Raw genomic sequence first — 20,441 nt, forward strand, 5'->3', positions numbered from 1 at the left:
TGACACTTCTTTAATAAGATATAAAATTTAACTTTTTACAATAAAAAGAGTCAGCTAAAAGCCGACTCCTTTTTAGTCTGTAATTTTGATGAAAGGAACTCCCACACCTTGAACATCTTCTGGTGCATGACTACGTTCAGCAAACAACCTAGCTGTTGGATACCAACCTGTATTTTGACGACTCCAAGGATCTGTGACGTAAGTCATACCATTTTGATAGCCTTTTAAAACAAGTTCATGTGAACCATTGCTGACAAATTTATTATTTTGGACAGCAGCAAGAACATAATGTCCTGTTTTAAGATTGTCCTCTAATTGTTTTTGTGAGCCTAGAACAGCTGATTTAAAGCCGTAAGCCTTATTAGCTTGCAAAATACCAAGAGCAGACGTTCCAGCAAATTTGCGGTTAAATTCTTGTGTTTGGTTGTATAAGTAGTCCGCGACATTATACGGTTTAATATCCTTACCACTTAAAGCAGAATAAACCATGCTTAAAGCTGTTGGGACACAGCCTGTTACACCCAGGCTTTGGCCACCATAGTATTTACCACTCCATCTAGAATCCCATTGAAGATAATAAGGCATATTGTTATAGTCTGTCCTTTTAACCGTTTGTGTGGTAGCTGTGACAAAATACATCTTGCCATTTTGTTTTTGATAAACATGGATATGATAAGTTCCAGTATCTGAATGATTAACAACATTAAACATGCCATTGGCTTGGAGATACTCTTTAGAAGCACTATACCATCTCAAGTCATTTTGACCATTTTTTTCTGACCAGACAGCATAGACAACATCACCATCTGAATAAAGATTATCTACTTTTAGTTGATGAACACCAGTGCCAAGATAGTTTACACTGGCTTTACTTGGATTAACACCTTTTTCAAAATGGTATTTCCCTAAATCATAACCAATTTGTTTACCATTACTCAAAGTTAGATAAGTATGAACCGTGTAATCACCAACGACATTATGATGATATTTACCACTAACCGGAATAGTCACTTGGTTTGCACCTGTTGGTCTTAAGACATACCAGTGAATATTTTCTTGATTTTTTTCTGACCAAGCAGCCACTTTAAATATTGTCACATCATAAGAATCATCAGGAATAGTAATCACAACATCAAGTGATGCCTGATTAGGCTTATGATTTTTAACAATAACCATTGGATTAGAAGGTCTAACATCACCAGCATTAAAACCTTTCGCATCAGCAAGACCAACCAAACGATTTTGTTCTAACTGGCTTTTACCATAGATATGGACATTATAGTGACCTGAGTCAAAATGATGATTTTTGATTGAAACAATCACTTGATATTTTGTATCAGAAAGTTTTGTTGTTTTGTACCACTTCAAATCATCTTGTCCTTTATTTGCTGACCAAACTGGAACAATAATTTGATTGATATAATAAGGTACCTCACTAACAGTAACTGTATAGTTGGCATCAGCATTTTTAACAATTTCTGTTGTTACAGAAGGTTTTTCAATAGTATACTGTCTACCTGTTAAGCCTTGAAAACGACCATTATTATAGTAAGTGTGAATGTGATAAGTACCATATCCCTTGTGATTAGTATAACTTGCTAAGGCATTTCCACTTTGGTTAGCTTGATACCATTTGAGATCATCTTGTCCTTTATCGTCAGACCAAACGGCATAGAAAACTTTTCCTAAATCAGAAACAATATTTGATGATAAAGAAAGAGATAAACCATTTGGTGTCATTTTGACATCAACATCATTTTTAATCTTTGATTTATCGATTAAAAGCTTGCCAAGGTTGCTACCAAAAGTTTTATTATCATTATAAGTTGTATAGACATGAACATTGTAGTTATCACTACTATTACTATGATCAAGAATTGAGATACTTACCTTAGCTTTACTATTTGTAAGATGAGGTTGATACCACTTCAAATCATCTTGTCCCTTATTATCTGACCAAACAGCTATGCGTACTTGGTTAACGTTTTTTATAGACTCACTGGCATCAATAACAACATCAAAGGTAGGTTTGTACTTATCGTAGTTTTCAATTTTTATTTTGGCATTATAAAGTGTTTTAGGATGATAGTCAAATCCCTCAGTCGTCTTTATTCCAATCATTGATTTTGTCACCTGACTGTGGGCATATAAATGAACACTATAGTGTCCCGTTACGAATTGATGATTAGCTAAATCAAGCACAAGACTGTATGTAGAAGGTGATACCTTAGAAGCCTTATACCATTTTAAATCATCTTGACCATTTTGATTAGACCAGATAGGAATAATAATTTCTGTCAGTTGTTGTGAAACATTTGTCACATTAATCTTATATTGACGATCATTAAGTGTTTCAATGGTAGCATCAACTTTTGGAAAATCAATCGTAATGGTTCTTGCATTTAAACCTTTTATTACACCGTTTGTGTTGGAATAAGTGTGAATATGATAAAGCCCATAAGAACGATGATTAGAAAAATCAGCATAAGAAACACCACCAGTTCCAGCTGTGTACCAGACCAAATCATCTTGTCCTTTACTATCTGACCAAACAGCAAATTTAATCAGTGTATTATCAGGTATTTGAGGTTGATACTGAATTCTTAAACCATTAGAACCGATGGTTACATCTGTGATTACATTAACTTCAGATGATTGATTGCTGGATCTAAAAGCACCATCTCCCTTAGTTGAATGCTCAACTTGTTCTTCTATTGTTTGATTATCAGATTTATCAAGAGCTTCTTCAGTAACATCAGAAATAGAATGTAGTTCATCAAGAGATGAACTGTTTGAATTAGGATTTTCATTAGTGTTAATGGCAGATTCTTCACTTTCTTCTCTGTCATTCTCATGAGTGTTAGTTTCTACTTCCTCTAAGACTGTCTCTTCTTGTTTTATATTATTATCAAAAACTGTCTGAGAATTATCTAACGTTTCATCAATTAATTCTATTGGTGATTCAGTATTTATATTGCTTTCACCTGTAGCATCATCGGCCATAACAGATGGAGCAAACATAATCATAGAAATTATTAATGAAATGTATAAATAGGATTTAATCCTTTTACACTGCATAATATTACCTCCAAGATATGATTCTAAAATCATTATACTACTGCTGAGAGTATTTGGCAAATAAATATAAAAAGAGAGATGCTAGGCACCTCTCTTTAGATTTATAACGAAATTTGATTGTATTGTTTTTCAAAAGCTTTTAAGATTGATTGATCAGCATCATCAAAAGCAATCTCTTCTGTTAATTCACCATAAACAATGGTACGATAAGTTGCCTCAGCATCCGTACAGGTAACAAGAGTAATCTGATTTTTTCCTTCAACATCATAGACCACATCGACCCTATCAGGAGTCACTTGCTCTACCATGTTAATAGTGTAGACATACACTTTTTCTTTATCTGTCAGATATATCTTCATGCCTTCTTTGGCATTATCCAAAGGAGAAAAGAGCATCTGCGAAGACCCTGTTAAACCAAACACATGATGACTAGCAAGCGCATAATTGCCTTGCCCCATCACTTGATCTTCTTTCATGGTTCCAGCACCATAACTTAGTGCGATGTTATCCAGTCCTTTAAAGATTGGAAGATTAAGTTCTAAATCAGGAATTGCAATACCACCAATAACAGGTAAATCCTGTGCATTCATTTGTGCAGCAAGGACTGCTTCAACATTTAAAGATTCAACATCCTCAAATTTAAAGGTTGATTTAGCTTTCTTATTTTTATCAATATCTTTTTTATCAACTTTGGTAACCTGGTATTTATTGGTGTTCCAAGCAATAAGAGTGTTTCTGATTGGTTTATTGAAAATAAGTGCTAAACCAACTAGAAAGAGGAGGAAAACAAGTGTATTGACTAGAATCCTTTTTATCTTAGAATGTTTTTTATTTCTATTCATTTCTTACTGTCTCATTCCCTTCTTCTAAAATTTCATCAGTTTCTTCAGAATCAACTAAAGCAAATGTCATAATTTTGGCATTATCATCAAGTCGCATGACTTTAACACCTTGAGTGGAGCGACCAGTTTGAGAAATACTGTCAATACTTGTTCTGATGATAACACCAGTATCAGTAATAATAACAATATCTTCATGACCATCAACCGTTGTTAGACCAGCAAGAATACCATTTTTTTCTGTGATATTAGCAGTCTTCATTCCTTTACCACCACGATGTTTCGTAGGATATTCAGTGGCACTGGTTCGTTTTCCGTAACCTTTTTCGGTGATAATGAGTACTTCTTGTTCATCATGAATCGAAGAAGCACCAACAACAACATCTCCATCTCTTAGATTAATTCCTTTAACGCCTGTTGCATTTCTTCCCATACTTCTAGAATCGGTTTCCTTGAAACGAACAGAATAACCTTTTTGTGTCCCCATGATGATATCATTATCACCATCAGTCAGTAACACATTAATTAGTTGATCGTTTTCTTTAAGGTTTAAAGCAATCAGACCATTTTTTCTGATATTTTTAAAGGCAGATACACTGACACGCTTAATCATACCATATCGTGTAGCGAAGAACAAATATTTGTTCTCAAAGTCCTCTGTCTTAACATTAATAATTGTTTGAATTCTTTCATTTTCATCTAATTTTAAAAGATTAACAACGGGAAGACCTTTAGCTGTCCGTCCATACTCTGGAATTTCATAGCCTTTTAAGCGGTAGACACGTCCAAGATTTGTGAAAAAGAGCATGGTATCATGTGTACTAGTTGAAATAAGTTCTCTCACAAAATCATCATCATTAACACCAGTTCCCTGTACACCACGGCCACCACGGCGTTGTGAGCGGAATTCATCTTGAGATAAACGTTTAATATAGCCCTTATTTGAGAGAGTGATTAAAACATCTGTTTCTTCAATCAAGTCTTCATCTTCAAGACTAAGAATTTCTCCAACCATTAATTCTGTACGACGTTTGTCATCGTACTTACGCTTGACCTCATCCAACTCTTCTTTGATAATCGTTAAAACTCTATGAGGTTTATTGAGAATATCAGTCAAATCAGCAATTAATGCGACAAGATCATCAAATTCTTTTTGAATTTTATCACGTTCTAAACCTGTTAAACGACGTAGACGCATGTCTAAAATAGCAACACTCTGACGATCAGATAGTTTGAAACGACTTATCAACTCAGCTTTAGCAATGGCATCAGTTTCACTATTTCTGATCACTTTAATCACTTCATCAATGTGATCTAAAGCAATTAGTAACCCTTCTAAGATATGAGCTTTTGATTCAGCCTTATCCTTATCAAATTGGGTTCTTCTGACAACCACTTCTTTTTGATGATCTATATAGTTATCAAGGATTCGACGAAGTGATAAAATTTTTGGCACACCTTTTTCAATGGCTAGCATATTAAAACTAAAATTAGTCTGTAAGCTGGTTAATTTGAAGAGGTTATTCAAAATCACGTTAGCACTGGTATCACGTCTTACTTCAATAACAAAACGCACACCTTCTCTGTTTGATTCATCACGAACGGCAGTAATGCCGTCAATACGTTTTTCTTGAGCCAGCTTAACAATATGCTCATGGATTTTTGTCTTATTAACCATGTAAGGAAATTCAGTGACAACAATACGTTCACGACCTGATTTTAGGGTTTCAATTTCAGTTTTAGCACGTAAAACAATGGAACCACGACCAGTTTCATAGGCTTTATGAATCCCACTTCGACCCATCACTAAAGCGCCTGTTGGAAAATCTGGTCCTGGAATCACTTCCATCAATTCTTTGGTCGTAACTTCTGGATTGTCCATAACCAGTTTTACTGCTTCAATCGTCTCACCAAGATTATGTGGTGGAATATTTGTTGCCATACCAACTGCAATTCCAGTAGCACCATTAACAAGAAGATTAGGAAAGCGGGCTGGTAAAACAACTGGTTCTCTTTCACTACCATCATAGTTATCAATAAAGTCAACAGTGTTTTTATTGATATCACGAAGCATTTCTAACGCTATTTTACTCATACGAGCTTCTGTGTAACGTTGAGCAGCAGCACCGTCCCCATCCATTGATCCGAAGTTCCCATGACCATCTACTAAAAGATGACGATAACTCCACCACTGAGCCATTCTAACCATTGCTTCATAGATAGAAGAATCACCATGGGGATGGTATTTACCCATAACATCACCAGTGATACGTGCAGATTTTTTATGGGGTTTATCAGGGGTAACACCAAGTTCATTCATCCCATATAAAATACGACGGTGAACAGGTTTTAAACCATCACGAACATCTGGAAGAGCTCTTGCTACAATAACACTCATTGCATAATCAATGAAACTATTTTTCATTTCACTGGTTAAATTAACATTTATTAGATTTCTGTCTTGCATTAAAAATGCCTCTTTCCTTTGTTAAAAGTCTTAATTATTATACCATAAAATGCCTATTTTCTCATCTTTGGAACCGTTTTCTGAAAACATTTGGTATTAATTTGCCTAAAAACCATGACAAAAGTACTACAAAGTGCTAAAATATAGCATGTACTGACATAGTAAAAATATTAAGGAGATTTTTTATAATGATTTCAACAAAGCAACGAAAAAAAGTAATTCTTATCGGTGATGGTGCTGTTGGTTCATCTTATGCTTTTGCGCTAGTTAACCAAGGTATTGCTCAAGAATTAGGTATTATTGATATTTTCCAAGAAAAAACGCAAGGAGATGCTGAAGACTTAAGCCATGCTCTTGCTTTTACATCACCTAAAAAGATTTACTCTGCTAACTATGAGGATGCTCATGATGCAGATCTTGTAGTTCTTACAGCTGGAGCACCACAAAAGCCAGGTGAAACACGTCTTGACTTAGTTGAAAAAAATCTTCGTATTAATAAAGAAGTGGTTACAAAAATTGTTGATTCTGGTTTTAAAGGGATTTTCCTAGTGGCAGCTAATCCAGTTGATATTTTAACTTACTCAACATGGAAGTTCTCTGGTTTCCCTAAAGAACGTGTTATCGGTTCAGGAACTTCACTTGACTCTGCTAGATTCCGTCAAGCACTTTCTGACAAAATTGGTGTTGATGCAAGATCAGTTCACGCCTATATTATGGGTGAACATGGCGACTCAGAGTTTGCTGTTTGGTCACACGCTAACGTTGCTGGAGTAAAACTTGAACAGTGGCTTCAAGATAATCGCGATGTTGATGAGCAAGGCTTGGTTGACCTTTTTATATCTGTTAGAGATGCTGCCTATTCTATCATCAACAAAAAAGGTGCAACATTCTATGGGATTGCTGTTGCCTTAGCGCGTATTACAAGAGCTATCCTAGATGATGAAAATGCTGTGTTACCACTTTCTGTTTATCAACAAGGACAATATGAAGGTGTTGAAGATGTCTTTATTGGTCAACCAGCAATTATTGGTGCTGATGGTGTTGTTAGACCTGTTAATATTCCTTTAAATGATAGAGAATTACAACAAATGCAAGCTTCAGCAAAACAATTAAAAGATATTATTGATGAAGCATTTGAAAAAGAAGAATTTTCAAGTGCAGCTAAAAATTAATAAAAAACCTCCAAAATGGAGGTTTTTTTATGTTAACAACTTAGGCTAAGAAAGCCTAAGTTCTTTTTATTATTTTGCTGTTAAAGCAGCCATTGTAATATAGTTATAAGGCTGGTTAAAGTGTGGTAAGAAGAAAATATCTAGAAGTGCTAAACGTTCGATAGTTACTTTTTCTTGAATCGCTAGAGAGAACATGTGAATAGCCATTGACATATCTTCTTCTGAAGCCATTTGTGCCCCTAAAACAACACGAGTGTCTTTATCATAAACAATTTTTAAGGTAACTTTATAGTTGTCATGTTCAATAAAGGCAGGTTTTTGAAGATCACTAAACTCAGTCATTGTAGCATTGTAGCCAGCACGTTTTGCTTTTTCTAAAGTTAAACCTGTTGAAACCATTTTAAGACCATAAATAGAAATACCATTTGATCCTTGAACACCTACAGATTCAATTTCATGACCACAAGCATTGTGGGCTGCAACAAGTCCTGAACGCACAGCATTTGAAGCCAGAGCAATATAGTTAACGTCATTTAATGAGTTATCATAAACAGTTGCGCAGTCACCAATAGCATAAACTCCTGGAAGGCTAGTTTCTTGTTTTTTATTAACGAGGAAAGCACCGTTTCTAAACAATTCAAGTTTACCATTACCTAATCCAGTATTTGGACGGAAGCCAACAGCCATGATAACCATATCAACATCAAAGCTTGCTTTATCAGTGATAACACGTTCTACTTTACCATCACCTTCAACTGCCGTCACAGTTTGACCAAAAGCCAATTCAATACCGTGATCTTCAAGATTTTTACTCATCATATCAGTTAAATCACGATCATAATAGCCACCTAAACAAGTATCAGCAACATCGATAAGAACAACTTTTTTTCCAAGACGTTCAAATGCTTCGACCAATTCAACACCAATATATCCAGCACCTACAACAGCAACACGTTGAATGTTTTCACCTTTAAGTTTTTCAATCACTTCTTGTGAATTTTGATATAACTTAACAAATTGTACATTTTCAAGAGTTGCTTTGAACTCTAATGATCCCTCTTGTAATTCTACTCCTTTAATTGGAGGAATGATTGGTTCTGATCCTGTTGCTAAAATTAATTTTTCATAAGATTCAACATGCTTTGTTTCACCATCAATAAGAACATGTACTTCTTTTTTATCGTAGTCGATAAACTCGACTGGAGAATTCATGTAAACCTTGGCACCAGCTTCTTCTAATTGCTCTTTATTTGAATAGAAAAGCCCTTCAGGTCCAGCAATTTGTTTACCAATCCATAATGCCATACCACATCCTAAGAAAGAAATATTTGAATTTTGGTCAAAAACCACAATTTCATTTTCATCACCATAATTGCTCAACATCGCCTTAATAGCAGACGTACCTGCATGGTTAGCTCCAACTACAACTATTTTACTCATATAGTTACCTCTTTATAATTATTAATCATAATATGTTATGACTTGTCTTTCCAGTATAACATAAGTTTAATGCGCTTTCAAATAATTTTACAATGAAATTGTTAAAAAGTGGTATTAGACAATTAATACCACTTGATAATATTTATAGTAATTTTTTATTTAGACTTAATGTAATTAACACCATTTGCTTTAGGACCAACTGCTTTTCCAAAGAAGATTGCAAGAACCACAACAGTTAATACGTAAGGTGCAATTTGAAGATAAACCGTTGGAATTTTAGAAAGAAATTCTAACTGACTACCAATAACCGCTAAGCTTTGAGAAAGACCAAAGAAAAGACTTGAAAGCATGGCACCAATGGGATTCCATTTCCCAAAAATCATTGCAGCAAGAGCAATAAAACCAGGTCCTAGAATGGTTGTTGATGAGAAATTAACAGAAATAGATTGCGCATAAATAGCACCACCCATTCCTCCTAGAAAACCAGAAATCATCACACCAAAGTATTTCATTTGATAAACATTAACACCTAATGTATCCGCTGCCTGGGGATGTTCACCAACAGAGCGAAGACGTAGGCCAAATCTTGTTTTATAAAGAACATACCAAGCGACAAACGAAAAGATGATAGCTAAGTAAGCAACAAGAGATGTATTTCTAAAGAAAATTTGTCCAATTACTGGTATATCAGACAAAATGGGAAAATTAAATTTTCCAAAAGATTCAGAGATATTATCAGTTTGTCCCTTACCATAAAAAACTTTAACAAGAAAAATAGCAAGAGATGGTGCTAAAAGATTTAAAACAGTACCACTAACAATATGATCAGCTCTAAAATTGATTGTTGCTAAAGCATGTAATAGTGAAAAAATTAAGCCAATAATACCACCAACTAGAACGCCCAACCAAGGTGTGGCATCACCAAATGTTTCTGCAAATTCTAAATTAAAGATAACTCCAGAGAATGCACCCATAACCATGATACCTTCTAAACCGACATTAACGACACCAGAACGCTCAGAAAAAGTACCTCCGATACTAGTTAAAATTAAAGGTGTTGCATAAATCAGCATGGAAGAAATTAATAAACTTAGTGTTGTAACCAAATTCATACTACTTTCCTCCTTTCACTACTTTTTTAGTAGACTTTTTAGTTTTAATAAAGCGATCAATAATATAGTGAGCTCCAACAAAGAAAATGATAGAAGCCGTCACAACTTTAATCACTTCAGGTGGAATTCCAGCTGCATTCATTCCAGGTGCTCCCACATTTAAGATACCAAATAAGAATGATGCAAAGAAAATACCAATGGGCGAGTTTGCAGCAAGAAGACTAACCGCCATACCATCAAAACCTACAGATAGTGAACTTCCTTGAACAAAGACATTTTCAAAGGTACCAAGTCCCTCAACAACGCCACCAAGTCCTGCTAAAGCTCCTGATATAATCATTGATAAAACAATAGTTCTTTTAGAAGCCATACCAGCATATTCACTTGCAAAAGGATTAAGTCCTACCGATCTAATTTCAAAACCTAGTGTTGTTTTATTTAGTAAAAACCAAATAACAGCAATCGCGATAATGGCAAAGAAAATACCAATATTGATACGTGAATTGTTTGTTAGTGCAGAAAGAAATTCTGAACGATAAGAGGCGTTACTTCCCACTTGTAAGCTTGAGTCAATACTTCTTTTAATACTATCATCAAAAACATTTTGAACAAGTGAATTACCAATATACAAAATGATATAGTTCATCATGATGGTCACAATAACTTCACTAGTTCCTAGATATGCTCTTAAGACACCAGGAACAGCCCCAACTAGACCTCCTACAACCAATCCAATAAGAACAGTCATCAAAATCATTAATGGTCTTGGCATATCAGGATTCATTAAAGCAAACCATCCTGACGCAAACCATCCCGCCATTGCCTGACCAGATAATCCGATATTGAAAAACCCAGCTCGGCTAGCAACTGTAAAACCAAGAGCAATTAAAATGAGAGGTGCCATCGAACGTAGAATTTCTCCAATGTTACGAACGCTACCAAAGGCAGTTTGAAAAAGACCCTCATAGCCCCAAACAGGATCATAACCAAATATAAGCATAGCAATCGCACCTAGAAGTAATCCGAATAAAACAGATAATAAAGGGACGGCTATTTGCTGTGTCCTTTTAGACATGAGTTTCCTCCTTTTCAACAGTTCCACCAGCCATTAAAATACCAAGTTCTTGTTTGTTGGTTTCATCAGGAAGAACAATTCCTTGAATTTTACCATCATGAATAACAGCGATTCTATCTGATAGATTTAAAATTTCATCAAGTTCAAAGCTAACAACTAATACCGCTTTCCCTTTATCACGTTCTTGGATAAGACGGCTATGAATATATTCAATCGCACCAACATCAAGACCTCGAGTTGGCTGACTAACAATTAATAAATCTGGATTTCTATCGACTTCTCTTGCAATAATCGCTTTTTGTTGATTACCACCAGAAAAACCTTTTGCTGGAACAAGCTCACTAGCACCACGAACATCAAATTCTTCCATCAGATGACGAGCATAACTATTGATTTCGTTATAATTTAAAACACCGTTTTTACTTAAAGGTTCTTTGTAATAAGTTTGTAGAGCAGTGTTTTCAGCTAAAGTCATTTCTAGAATCAGTCCGTCACGGTGTCTATCTTCAGGAACATGACCGACACTTAATTCAGTTATTTTACGGGAATGAAACTTAGTAACATCAGTATCTTTAATTGTAATGGTTCCTGATTTGGCTCTTCTAAGACCTGTAATGGCTTGAACTAATTCACTTTGACCATTTCCATCAATGCCAGCTATCCCAACAATCTCACCACGTCTAACATCTAGTGATAATCCTTTAACTGCTGGAACACCTCTATTTTCATTGACCACAAGATCTTTAATAGATAAAATAACATCAGTCGGTTGAGATGGTGATTTCTCAGTTTTGAAAGAGACGGAACGTCCAACCATCATCTCTGCTAAATCTTTTGAAGTTGCTCCAGCAACATCAACCGTTTGGATACTTTTACCACGTCTTATAACTGTAACACGATCAGCAACGGCTCTAATTTCATCCAACTTGTGAGTAATCAGAATAATAGACTTACCTTCTTTTGTCAGATTCCTCATAATTTCCATCAATTCTTGAATTTCTGATGGGGTTAAAACAGCAGTTGGCTCATCAAAAATAAGGATATCAGCACCACGGTATAATGTTTTTAAAATTTCAACACGTTGTTGAGCACCAACTGAAATATCAGAAATTTTTGCTGTAGGATCAATAGAAAGACCATATTTTTCTGATAAGGATTGAATTTCTGCAATGGCTTTTTTCATATCAAGTGAGCCATTCTTAACAATTTCGTTACCTAAAATAATATTTTCAGCAACAGTAAAGGCATCAACCAACATAAAATGTTGATGGACCATTCCAATTCCTAGGCGTGATGATGCTGTTGGAGAATCAATGTTGACGACTTGACCATTGAGTAAAATCTCACCGCTTGTTGGAATCAACAATCCAGCTAACATATTCATCAAGGTCGACTTACCTGCACCGTTTTCTCCAAGAAGAGCATGAATCTCAGCCTTTTTCACATTGAGATTGATATGGTCGTTTGCCACAAAATCACCAAAAACTTTAGTAATTTCTCTCATTTCAATGACATGTTCTGTCATGGCGACTATTATCCTTTCTTCATTGGCTTTATATTTCAGAAAAGCTTGTCAAAAATGACAAGCTTTACTGAGATATAAACTATCTCAGAGTTAGAAAAAGCGACCGATTAAGATCGCTCTTTCAAACATTTATTATTTTTCTGGGACAACGATATCGCCAGAGATAATTTTTTCTTTAACTTCTTTAATTTCTTGTACAGCTTCATCAGAAAGGTTTGTTGTAGCAAGATCTACACCACCATCTTTAAGACCATAAACAGTTAATTTACCACCTGGGAAGTTACCTTTTTGAGTATCGGTAGAAATTAATTTAAGAGCATTACCAACTTGTTTAAGAGTTGATGCTAAAACAAAGTTTGATTCTTTACCATCTTTAGAAGTGTAGTTACCTTCTGCTTCTTGGTCGCGGTCTACACCGATAACCCAAACTTTTTCACTCTCATCACGAGTTTCGTTAATTGCTTTTGCTTCATTGAAGACACCTGCTCCAGTTCCACCAGCAGCTTGGTAGATGACATCAGCGCCACCAGCATATTGTGCAGCAGCAATTGTTTTACCTTTAGCAGCGTCAGCAAAAGAACCTGCATAGTTAACAGTAATTTTGATTGTTGGGTCTACAGATTTAACACCTGCTTCAAATCCTTTTTCAAAGCGAGTAATAACTGTACCTTCCATACCTCCTACAAAACCAACACTCTTAGTTTTTGTTGTTTTTGCAGCAGCAATACCTGCAAGATAAGCTGCCTCATGGTCAGCAAAAGTAACACTTGCTACGTTATCAAGATCTTCGATAACATCATCAATAATAACGAAGTTAGTATCAGTATAGTCAGTTGCAGCTTTTTCAACAGCATCACGTAAAGCAAAACCAATACCGAAAACTAATTTATAATTTCCACTAACAGCAGAATCTAGGTTAGTTGCATATTCTGACTCACTAGTAGATTGGAAATAATCAAAACCATTTCCTTTAGAGAGACCATTTTCTTCTCCCCAAGCTTGTAAACCTTCCCAAGCTGATTGGTTAAATGATTTATCATCAACACCACCTGTGTCAGTTACCATCGCAACATTAAGTTGTGAATCATCTTTTTTATCAGATGAATCAGATGAGTTACGATTTGAACATGCTGCAAGTCCTAAAACAGCAACAGTAGCCAAACCAACGCCAACAATTTTCTTGTTCATAAAAATGAACCCTCCTAAAAAATTTTTTATTGCAACTTACTGTTGCTAGTTTCTTAAACCTCATGGTTCAAGCAGAAATCTTACAGACTAAGATAAATCTGTAAAAGAATATGGAAGTAACTCCCCGACCGTCATCTCGACCGTCTGACCATTTTTAGCGATCAATGTCACTTTGCAATCCTGTTCAAAAAATTCCGCCATAACCTGACGACAGGCACCGCAAGGTGAAATTGGATCTTTGGTTTCTCCGTATATTGCAATTTCAGAGAAATCTTTTTGACCTTCTGAAATGGCTTTAAAAATAGCTGTTCTCTCAGCACAATTTGTCAAACTAAAACTAGCGTTTTCAATATTGCATCCAATAAAAATATCGCCTTGTTTTGTCTTAAGTGCTGCTCCGACTGGAAATTGTGAATAAGGAACATAGGCGTTTTTGCTAGCAGTCTTTGCTAGCCTAATTAAATTAGTATCCGCCATTAACTTCTTTTCCTTCCACAATTGCCACTCCTGCAGATGTACCAATACGTGTCGCACCTGCTTCAATAAATGCTTTAGCATCCTCATATGAACGAGCTCCACCAGCAGCTTTAACACCAATATCTGGTCCAACTGTTTGGCGCATTAAAGCAATATCAGCAACTGTTGCTCCTCCTGTAGAAAAACCAGTAGAGGTTTTAACAAAATCAGCTCCTGCTTTCACAGCTACTTGACAAGCTACAATTTTTTCATCGTCAGTCAGTAAAGCAGTTTCAATAATGACTTTAACAAGTTTTTCTCCACTAGCATCAACAACACTTTTAATATCATTTTCAACAAATTCAAGATTACCAGCTTTTAATTGTCCGATATTGATAACCATATCTATTTCATCGGCTCCATTTGAAACAGCATCTTTTGTTTCATAAGCTTTGGTAGCACTTGTTGTTGCACCTAATGGAAAACCAACGACTGTACATACTTTAACGGGACTATCTTTTAATTTTTCTGCTGCATGTTTGACATGACTTGGATTGACGCAAACACTTGCAAATTGATATTTTTTAGCTTCTTCAATTAAGCTATCAATTTGTTTCACTGTGCTTTCAGCTTTTAAGAGTGTGTGATCAATATATCCATTAATTTCCATTTCTTTTCTAAATCCTTTCTGACTCGTTAGACAATAATTTTTAATATTTCTTTTGAGTCAACGCTTTCATCACCTATTCTAACATTTTTTTTGAATTCTGTAATCATTTTTGGCTCTATTTTTTTATTTGAATAAATTTTTGCAATTATTTCTCCTTTTTCAATCCTATCACCAACTTTTTTATCAAAAACAATACCAGTTTCATAATCTAAATTATCAGATTTAACGGCTCTTCCTGCTCCTAATCTCATGGCAAAAAGACCAAATTCTAAAGCTGGTAATTCTTGGATAATACCAGTGTCATCTGAAATCACTTCTGTGATATAGTTGGCTGAAGATGGACGATAAAGATCTTCTAAGTCACCACCTTGATAGATAATAAATTCTTCAAATTTTTTAAGTGCTTGACCATTTGTGAGATGATTTCTAATCTCAGATAGATCAACTTTCTTGCCAGCAAGTTCAAGCATAATTTGTGCCAATTCACAAATAAAGTGCGTAATATCTTCACGACCTTTTCCTTGCATAATTTCAATTGCCTCTAAAACTTCCAGGCGATTACCAATAGCACGACCAAGTGGTTGGCTCATATTAGTAATAACTGCAACAGTTTGTCTACCGACTGCTTTACCAAGATCAACCATTGTTTGAGATAATTCAACAGCATCTTCAATTGTTTTCATAAAGGCACCGTCACCTACAGTCACATCTAGTAAGATACTATCTGCCCCCGATGCGATTTTTTTACTCATCACCGAACTAGCAATTAAAGGAATGATGTCAACTGTCGCAGTTACATCTCTAAGAGCGTATAATAGTTTATCTGCTCGAACAAGTTTATCTGATTGTCCAATAACAGATAGATTGATATCTTGTACTTGTTTGATAAACTCTTCTTGTGTTCTTTCGATTTGAAAGCCTTTTATCGCTTCTAATTTATCAAGAGTACCACCTGTATGACCAAGACCTTTACCACTCATTTTAGCAACAGGCACTCCAAAACTAGCAACTAGTGGAGCTAAAATCAAAGTGACTTTGTCACCCACTCCTCCGGTCGAGTGTTTATCAACTTTTGTTCCCATAATTGCCGACAAATCAATTTGTTCGCCTGTCTCTAGCATACTCATTGTTAGGTCACGTGTTTCTCTTTTTGACATCCCTTTAAAGTAAATAGCCATTGCTAAGGCTGACATTTGATAGTCTGGTATATCTCCACTAGCATAGCCAGAAATAAGCCATTCTATTTCTTTTGTTGAAAGTTCTTTTCCGTCTCGCTTTTTTTGAATTAAATCAACTGTTCTCATCTTTAAAGCTCCTTAAAATATAGTACCCTTTTTCTTTTTTTAAAACTGTGACATTACCAAAAATAGCCTGCATCTTGCTTTTTGCACTTGGGGCACCTTGTTTTTTTTGAATGACTATGGTTAAACTGCCATTTTCATTTAAATGATCAATACTTCTAGAAATAATCTCATGAACAACTTCTTTTCCAGCTCTAATAGGAGGATTACTAACAATATAGTCAAAGGTTCCCTCAACTTGATTATAAAGATGTGAGTGGAAAATCCTTGCTTCAACGTGGTTTTTTTGTGCATTTATTTTGGCCAACTCTAACGCTCTATTGTTAATATCAATCATGGTTGGAATAATCTTTTTTACTTTTGCAAGACTAATCCCGATAGGTCCATAACCACAGCCAATATCTAAAAGTGTTTTATTTGCCTCAAAGTCAGCATAGTTAATTAAGGTTTGACTACCAAAATCAATCCTATTTTTACTAAAAACACCTGAATCGGTTTGAAAATAAAAAACTTCTCCTAGAAGGTAAGTTTCCAATTCTTTAATATCATGTTGACTATCTGGATTTTCAGAAAAATACATGGTTGTCTTTGAGTTTTCATCTTTTCTTTTCATACTATAAGTCTATCACAATCTGTAATGGTTTTCAATAATGCCTTTTGTTTCATCATATTCATTAGTATCTACATGAAATGATATGATAAACAACTATTAAATTGATTAAAAATTCTAAAATTAGTTCTTGATTTATCGGCTAAAATTTTATTTCTCTTTATAAAATGATATAATGCATTGAGGAGTAAAATATGAAGAATGAATTTATTAACTTTGAAAAAGTTTCTCGTCAAAACTGGCAGCAATTGTATCAAAAAGATAGTCCTCTCTTAACGGAGTCAGAATTAAACTCGATTAAAAGTTTGAATGACCAAATTAGCATGCAGGATGTGTTAGATGTCTATCTCCCTCTTATTAATTTGATTAAAATCTATAAAAATGCTCAAGAAAACTTAACTTTTTCTAAGAGTATTTTTCTACAAAAAACGATTAAAGAGCGTCCCTTTATTATTGGTATTTCTGGTAGTGTGGCCGTTGGTAAATCAACAACTAGTAGATTATTAAAACTCTTATTAACAAGAACGTTTAAAAATAGTCGCGTTGATATGGTGACAACAGATGGTTTTTTGTATCCAAATGCTATTTTAAAAGAAAAAGATATTCTCAATAAAAAAGGATTCCCTGAAAGCTATAATATGGAACTTTTGTTAAATTTTTTAGATAATATTAAAAGCGGTCATGATGTTGCTATTCCAGTTTATTCTCATGAAACTTATGATATTGTTCCTAATCAGATGCAAACCATTAAAAAACCTGATTTTTTAATAGTTGAGGGAATTAATGTCTTTCAAAATCAACAAAACAACCGTCTTTATATGAGTGATTATTTTGATTTTTCTATTTATATTGATGCGGATAGTCAACATATTGAAAAATGGTATCTCGAACGTTTTTATAGTTTAACGGAAATGGCAAAAAAAGATGAACAGAATTACTACAACCGTTTTACTAAGATGTCTTTTGACGAATTGACTACTTTTGCTAAGGAAGTTTGGAAAAATACCAACCTTTTCAATTTGGAAAACTATATCGAACCTACTAGAAATCGTGCTGAACTCATTTTGCACAAATCAAAAAACCACCTTATTGACGAAATTTACCTTAAAAAATAAGAAAGACTTGTCAAAAGCTAGATTTTTCTATATAATATGATAGTTAGTATAAATGGAGGTGAAAACATTGGCAAATATCAAATCAGCTGGCAAACGTGCTGCACTGACTTCAAAACAAAATGAAAGAAATGCTGCTCAAAAATCAGCTATGCGTACAACGATTAAAGCATTTGAAGCAAATCCAACAGAAGAACTTTACAAAGCAGCAAGCTCTAGCATTGATAAAGCAAAATCTAAAGGATTAATTCACAAAAATAAAGCAAGTCGTGATAAAGCTCGTCTTTACACTAAATTAGCAAAATAAAAAAAACCTGTCACTCAGGTTTTTTTTATTTGTTCATTATGATTTCAAAAATACTTCCTCTAGGAATATTATCTTTGACTACTATCTTTGCTTTTAATACATTAGCTAATTGTTTTGCTAATGATAGTCCAAGACCAAATCCACCCTTTTGTCTCGTTCTTGCCTTATCGACCCGATAAAACCGATCAAAGATTTTAAGTTTGTCATCATCTTTAATACCAATACCATTATCAAAGACACGAATAATAAGTTGCTTGTCTTTACTCACTACTTCAACAGCAATTTCACCTAATTCTTCCGTGTATTTAATGGCATTATCAAATAGAATTGTTATCAGTTGTTTTAATATAGCTTCATCTGACTTAAAACTCTGTTTCAACCGATTCGTTCCTTTAAACAGACGATTATTTTCTTCGGCGATAATTTGGTAGTTATAAAAAAGAGTATCAAAAAATTCTGGAGAAATATCATTAATGTCAGGTTTAATCCCTTCATCACGTCTCGCTAGATGGAGTAGATTAGTTGTTAGAATCCGCATATTTCTAACTTCATCAAGACTTGATGCTAGGTTTTCAGTGCTTTCTAAAATGGTAGCATTTGGTTTTCTCAAAAGATTTTCTAAACGATTTTGTAAAACTGAAAGTGGTGTTCTCAATTCATGGCTGGCATTTTCAACAAATGATTTTTGTTTTTCATAACTCTCTCTCAGTGGTTGACTACTCCATTTGGCTAAGTAAAGACTTGTCCCAACTGAAATAAACCAAAAAATGATCATTACCGTTACAATGATTTTGACATATCGTTGACTAATTTCTTCAAGTTGTGTTGTATTAATAACAACTGTGGCGTAAGCAACCGTTGGATAATCAAAACTAGTAATTTCTAGAGTTACGGATCGATAAAGTTCTTCATCTCCAATGATATTAGTTGTTTTTAAAGGAACAATACTTCCTTTATCGTCTGTTTTTAAAGGAATATTGTGAAGATTAGAAAAGATATCAATATCATTTATAATGCGTCCACGATTATCATATATTATAATATCAGTATTAGCGACCATTTGTCTTTCAATACGATTATTATCGTTGATAAAATAATCTTGGGAGATTCCACTAATGGTCTTTGTCATGCTCAAATAAACGTAACGATCAATATTTTCTTTAGCCGACTGAAGACTAGCATCAATTGAGGAGTAGATACCAAACCTCATCACCTGAAGAATGATAACCGTCATAACAATGAATATACCAGTAAAAACAGCAAAAAAATGAATGAAATAACTAAAATTATCCGTTTTAGAGTGGTTTTTCAATTTAGTCAACATTTTTAAGGATATACCCCACATTTCTCAAGGTTTGAAGATTTTTGGCAAACTGGCTCTCTTTTAATTTTTTTCTCACTTTAGAAACATAGACTTCCACGACAGAAATAGTTGTATCACTATCAAATCCCCAAATACGATCAAAAATTTGACTCTTTGGAAGGATAACATTTTGATTCTGCAAAAAATAAACTAAAACATCAAATTCTTTCCCTAGTAGTTCTACTTCTTTTTCTTGATAATAAACCGTGTTTGTCTTTGTATCCACTCTTAAATCTGCATATGAAAGTTGTTTATCACTCATTTTACCAGAGCGTTTTAAGAGGGCTTGGATTCTCATCTTTAATTCTTCCAAATAAAAGGGTTTGGTTAAATAATCATCTGCTCCCAACTCAAAGCCATGCCCTTTATCATCAAGACTTTCTTTTGCTGTCATGATTAGAACAGGCGTGTTAATTCCTTTTTCACGAAGTTCCTTTAGAACTTGAAAGCCATTTTTTTCAGGGAGCATGAGATCTAATAAAATGAGATCATAAATGCCACTTTCGGCTTCATAAAGACCCTCATCTCCATCAAAGACTTGCATAACATCTGCAAAATCATCTAAAAAATCAAAAACTGAGTTTGACAAGCTCAAATCATCTTCAACTAATAGTATTTTTATCATTTGTTTACCTCGTTTATTATTATAACACGTTATCACTAAAAACCCTATCATCCAATAGATAATCAACTTTTTCTTTTATTTTATCTCTCTTTTCTTAAGCA

The 20,441-nt window shown here is 34.4% G+C and carries 17 protein-coding genes; 3 read left to right on the forward strand and 14 right to left on the reverse strand.

Annotated features, from left to right (window positions below):
- Positions 1 to 72: 72 nt before the first annotated feature.
- The 3 genes from JHK64_RS02465 to gyrA form a co-directional block, all read right to left on the reverse strand.
- Positions 73 to 3,078 (reverse strand): GBS Bsp-like repeat-containing protein, encoded by a 3,006-nt coding sequence (locus tag JHK64_RS02465; protein WP_199567420.1) that lies wholly within the window; start codon positions 3,076 to 3,078, stop codon positions 73 to 75.
- A gap of 101 nt (positions 3,079 to 3,179) precedes the next feature.
- On the reverse strand, positions 3,180 to 3,920 hold the full coding sequence (locus JHK64_RS02470) for a class A sortase (RefSeq protein WP_199567421.1): 741 nt from the start codon (positions 3,918 to 3,920) through the stop codon (positions 3,180 to 3,182).
- A complete protein-coding gene (gene gyrA, locus JHK64_RS02475) occupies positions 3,913 to 6,384 on the reverse strand; it encodes a DNA gyrase subunit A (protein ID WP_199567422.1) in 2,472 nt (823 codons plus the stop codon). The genes JHK64_RS02470 and gyrA overlap by 8 nt, the downstream gene beginning before the upstream one ends.
- 188 nt (positions 6,385 to 6,572) lie before the next feature.
- Between gyrA and JHK64_RS02480 the strand changes: the two genes are divergently transcribed.
- Positions 6,573 to 7,556 carry an L-lactate dehydrogenase gene (locus JHK64_RS02480; RefSeq protein ID WP_199567423.1) on the forward strand — a complete coding sequence of 328 codons (984 nt, stop codon included), beginning with the start codon at positions 6,573 to 6,575 and terminating at the stop codon, positions 7,554 to 7,556.
- Between the two features lie 69 nt (positions 7,557 to 7,625).
- Here JHK64_RS02480 and nox read toward each other — a convergent pair whose 3' ends face one another.
- From nox to JHK64_RS02525, 9 genes are all read right to left on the reverse strand, one after another.
- A complete protein-coding gene (gene nox, locus JHK64_RS02485; RefSeq protein ID WP_199567424.1) occupies positions 7,626 to 8,996 on the reverse strand; it encodes a H2O-forming NADH oxidase in 1,371 nt (456 codons plus the stop codon).
- A gap of 155 nt (positions 8,997 to 9,151) precedes the next feature.
- On the reverse strand, positions 9,152 to 10,108 hold the full coding sequence (locus JHK64_RS02490; RefSeq protein ID WP_199567425.1) for an ABC transporter permease: 957 nt from the start codon (positions 10,106 to 10,108) through the stop codon (positions 9,152 to 9,154).
- Between the two features lies 1 nt (position 10,109).
- The gene (locus JHK64_RS02495) at positions 10,110 to 11,183 is read right to left on the reverse strand and encodes an ABC transporter permease (RefSeq protein WP_199567426.1); all 1,074 of its coding nucleotides are present in this window, start codon (positions 11,181 to 11,183) and stop codon (positions 10,110 to 10,112) included.
- Entirely contained in the window at positions 11,176 to 12,708 is a 1,533-nt protein-coding gene (locus tag JHK64_RS02500) for an ABC transporter ATP-binding protein (RefSeq protein WP_199567427.1), read from the reverse strand. The genes JHK64_RS02495 and JHK64_RS02500 overlap by 8 nt, the downstream gene beginning before the upstream one ends.
- 132 nt (positions 12,709 to 12,840) lie before the next feature.
- Positions 12,841 to 13,896, reverse strand: a complete 1,056-nt coding sequence (locus tag JHK64_RS02505) for a BMP family lipoprotein (RefSeq protein ID WP_199567428.1) — start codon at positions 13,894 to 13,896, stop codon at positions 12,841 to 12,843.
- 87 nt (positions 13,897 to 13,983) lie between these two features.
- A complete protein-coding gene (locus JHK64_RS02510) occupies positions 13,984 to 14,460 on the reverse strand; it encodes a cytidine deaminase (RefSeq protein ID WP_425507303.1) in 477 nt (158 codons plus the stop codon).
- Positions 14,360 to 15,022 carry a deoxyribose-phosphate aldolase gene (gene deoC, locus JHK64_RS02515; protein ID WP_199567430.1) on the reverse strand — a complete coding sequence of 221 codons (663 nt, stop codon included), beginning with the start codon at positions 15,020 to 15,022 and terminating at the stop codon, positions 14,360 to 14,362. Before deoC ends, JHK64_RS02510 begins: the two co-directional genes overlap by 101 nt.
- A gap of 26 nt (positions 15,023 to 15,048) precedes the next feature.
- Positions 15,049 to 16,326, reverse strand: coding sequence for a pyrimidine-nucleoside phosphorylase (locus JHK64_RS02520; RefSeq protein ID WP_199567431.1), 1,278 nt, complete (start codon positions 16,324 to 16,326; stop codon positions 15,049 to 15,051).
- Positions 16,313 to 16,936: a class I SAM-dependent methyltransferase gene (locus JHK64_RS02525; protein ID WP_199567432.1), complete on the reverse strand. Its 624-nt coding sequence runs from the start codon at positions 16,934 to 16,936 to the stop codon at positions 16,313 to 16,315. Before JHK64_RS02525 ends, JHK64_RS02520 begins: the two co-directional genes overlap by 14 nt.
- A gap of 191 nt (positions 16,937 to 17,127) precedes the next feature.
- Here JHK64_RS02525 and coaA point away from each other — a divergent pair, with 191 nt between their 5' ends.
- Together coaA and rpsT are read left to right on the forward strand one after the other, a co-directional pair.
- Positions 17,128 to 18,048: a type I pantothenate kinase gene (gene coaA, locus JHK64_RS02530; RefSeq protein ID WP_199567433.1), complete on the forward strand. Its 921-nt coding sequence runs from the start codon at positions 17,128 to 17,130 to the stop codon at positions 18,046 to 18,048.
- Between the two features lie 52 nt (positions 18,049 to 18,100).
- Positions 18,101 to 18,352, forward strand: a complete 252-nt coding sequence (rpsT, locus tag JHK64_RS02535) for a 30S ribosomal protein S20 (RefSeq protein WP_199567434.1) — start codon at positions 18,101 to 18,103, stop codon at positions 18,350 to 18,352.
- A 25-nt stretch (positions 18,353 to 18,377) separates the two neighbouring features.
- On the opposite strand, the gene JHK64_RS02540 is transcribed toward rpsT, so the two are convergent.
- Entirely contained in the window at positions 18,378 to 19,676 is a 1,299-nt protein-coding gene (locus JHK64_RS02540) for a sensor histidine kinase (RefSeq protein ID WP_199567435.1), read from the reverse strand.
- A complete protein-coding gene (locus JHK64_RS02545) occupies positions 19,666 to 20,340 on the reverse strand; it encodes a response regulator transcription factor (RefSeq protein ID WP_199567436.1) in 675 nt (224 codons plus the stop codon). The genes JHK64_RS02540 and JHK64_RS02545 overlap by 11 nt, the downstream gene beginning before the upstream one ends.
- Between the last annotated feature and the right edge of the window lie 101 nt (positions 20,341 to 20,441).

This window comes from Streptococcus zalophi (assembly GCF_016481285.1).
Lineage (GTDB): Bacteria > Bacillota > Bacilli > Lactobacillales > Streptococcaceae > Streptococcus > Streptococcus zalophi.

Coding starts and splice junctions, on each gene's coding strand:
- JHK64_RS02465 (WP_199567420.1), bottom strand. CDS start 3,078: ATGCAGTGTAAAAGGATTAAATCCTATTTATACATTTCATTAATAATT.
- JHK64_RS02470 (WP_199567421.1), bottom strand. CDS start 3,920: ATGAATAGAAATAAAAAACATTCTAAGATAAAAAGGATTCTAGTCAAT.
- gyrA (WP_199567422.1), bottom strand. CDS start 6,384: ATGCAAGACAGAAATCTAATAAATGTTAATTTAACCAGTGAAATGAAA.
- JHK64_RS02480 (WP_199567423.1), top strand. CDS start 6,573: ATGATTTCAACAAAGCAACGAAAAAAAGTAATTCTTATCGGTGATGGT.
- nox (WP_199567424.1), bottom strand. CDS start 8,996: ATGAGTAAAATAGTTGTAGTTGGAGCTAACCATGCAGGTACGTCTGCT.
- JHK64_RS02490 (WP_199567425.1), bottom strand. CDS start 10,108: ATGAATTTGGTTACAACACTAAGTTTATTAATTTCTTCCATGCTGATT.
- JHK64_RS02495 (WP_199567426.1), bottom strand. CDS start 11,183: ATGTCTAAAAGGACACAGCAAATAGCCGTCCCTTTATTATCTGTTTTA.
- JHK64_RS02500 (WP_199567427.1), bottom strand. CDS start 12,708: ATGACAGAACATGTCATTGAAATGAGAGAAATTACTAAAGTTTTTGGT.
- JHK64_RS02505 (WP_199567428.1), bottom strand. CDS start 13,896: ATGAACAAGAAAATTGTTGGCGTTGGTTTGGCTACTGTTGCTGTTTTA.
- JHK64_RS02510 (WP_425507303.1), bottom strand. CDS start 14,460: ATGAGGATGCTAAAGCATTTATTGAAGCAGGTGCGACACGTATTGGTA.
- deoC (WP_199567430.1), bottom strand. CDS start 15,022: ATGGAAATTAATGGATATATTGATCACACACTCTTAAAAGCTGAAAGC.
- JHK64_RS02520 (WP_199567431.1), bottom strand. CDS start 16,326: ATGAGAACAGTTGATTTAATTCAAAAAAAGCGAGACGGAAAAGAACTT.
- JHK64_RS02525 (WP_199567432.1), bottom strand. CDS start 16,936: ATGAAAAGAAAAGATGAAAACTCAAAGACAACCATGTATTTTTCTGAA.
- coaA (WP_199567433.1), top strand. CDS start 17,128: ATGAAGAATGAATTTATTAACTTTGAAAAAGTTTCTCGTCAAAACTGG.
- rpsT (WP_199567434.1), top strand. CDS start 18,101: ATGGAGGTGAAAACATTGGCAAATATCAAATCAGCTGGCAAACGTGCT.
- JHK64_RS02540 (WP_199567435.1), bottom strand. CDS start 19,676: ATGTTGACTAAATTGAAAAACCACTCTAAAACGGATAATTTTAGTTAT.
- JHK64_RS02545 (WP_199567436.1), bottom strand. CDS start 20,340: ATGATAAAAATACTATTAGTTGAAGATGATTTGAGCTTGTCAAACTCA.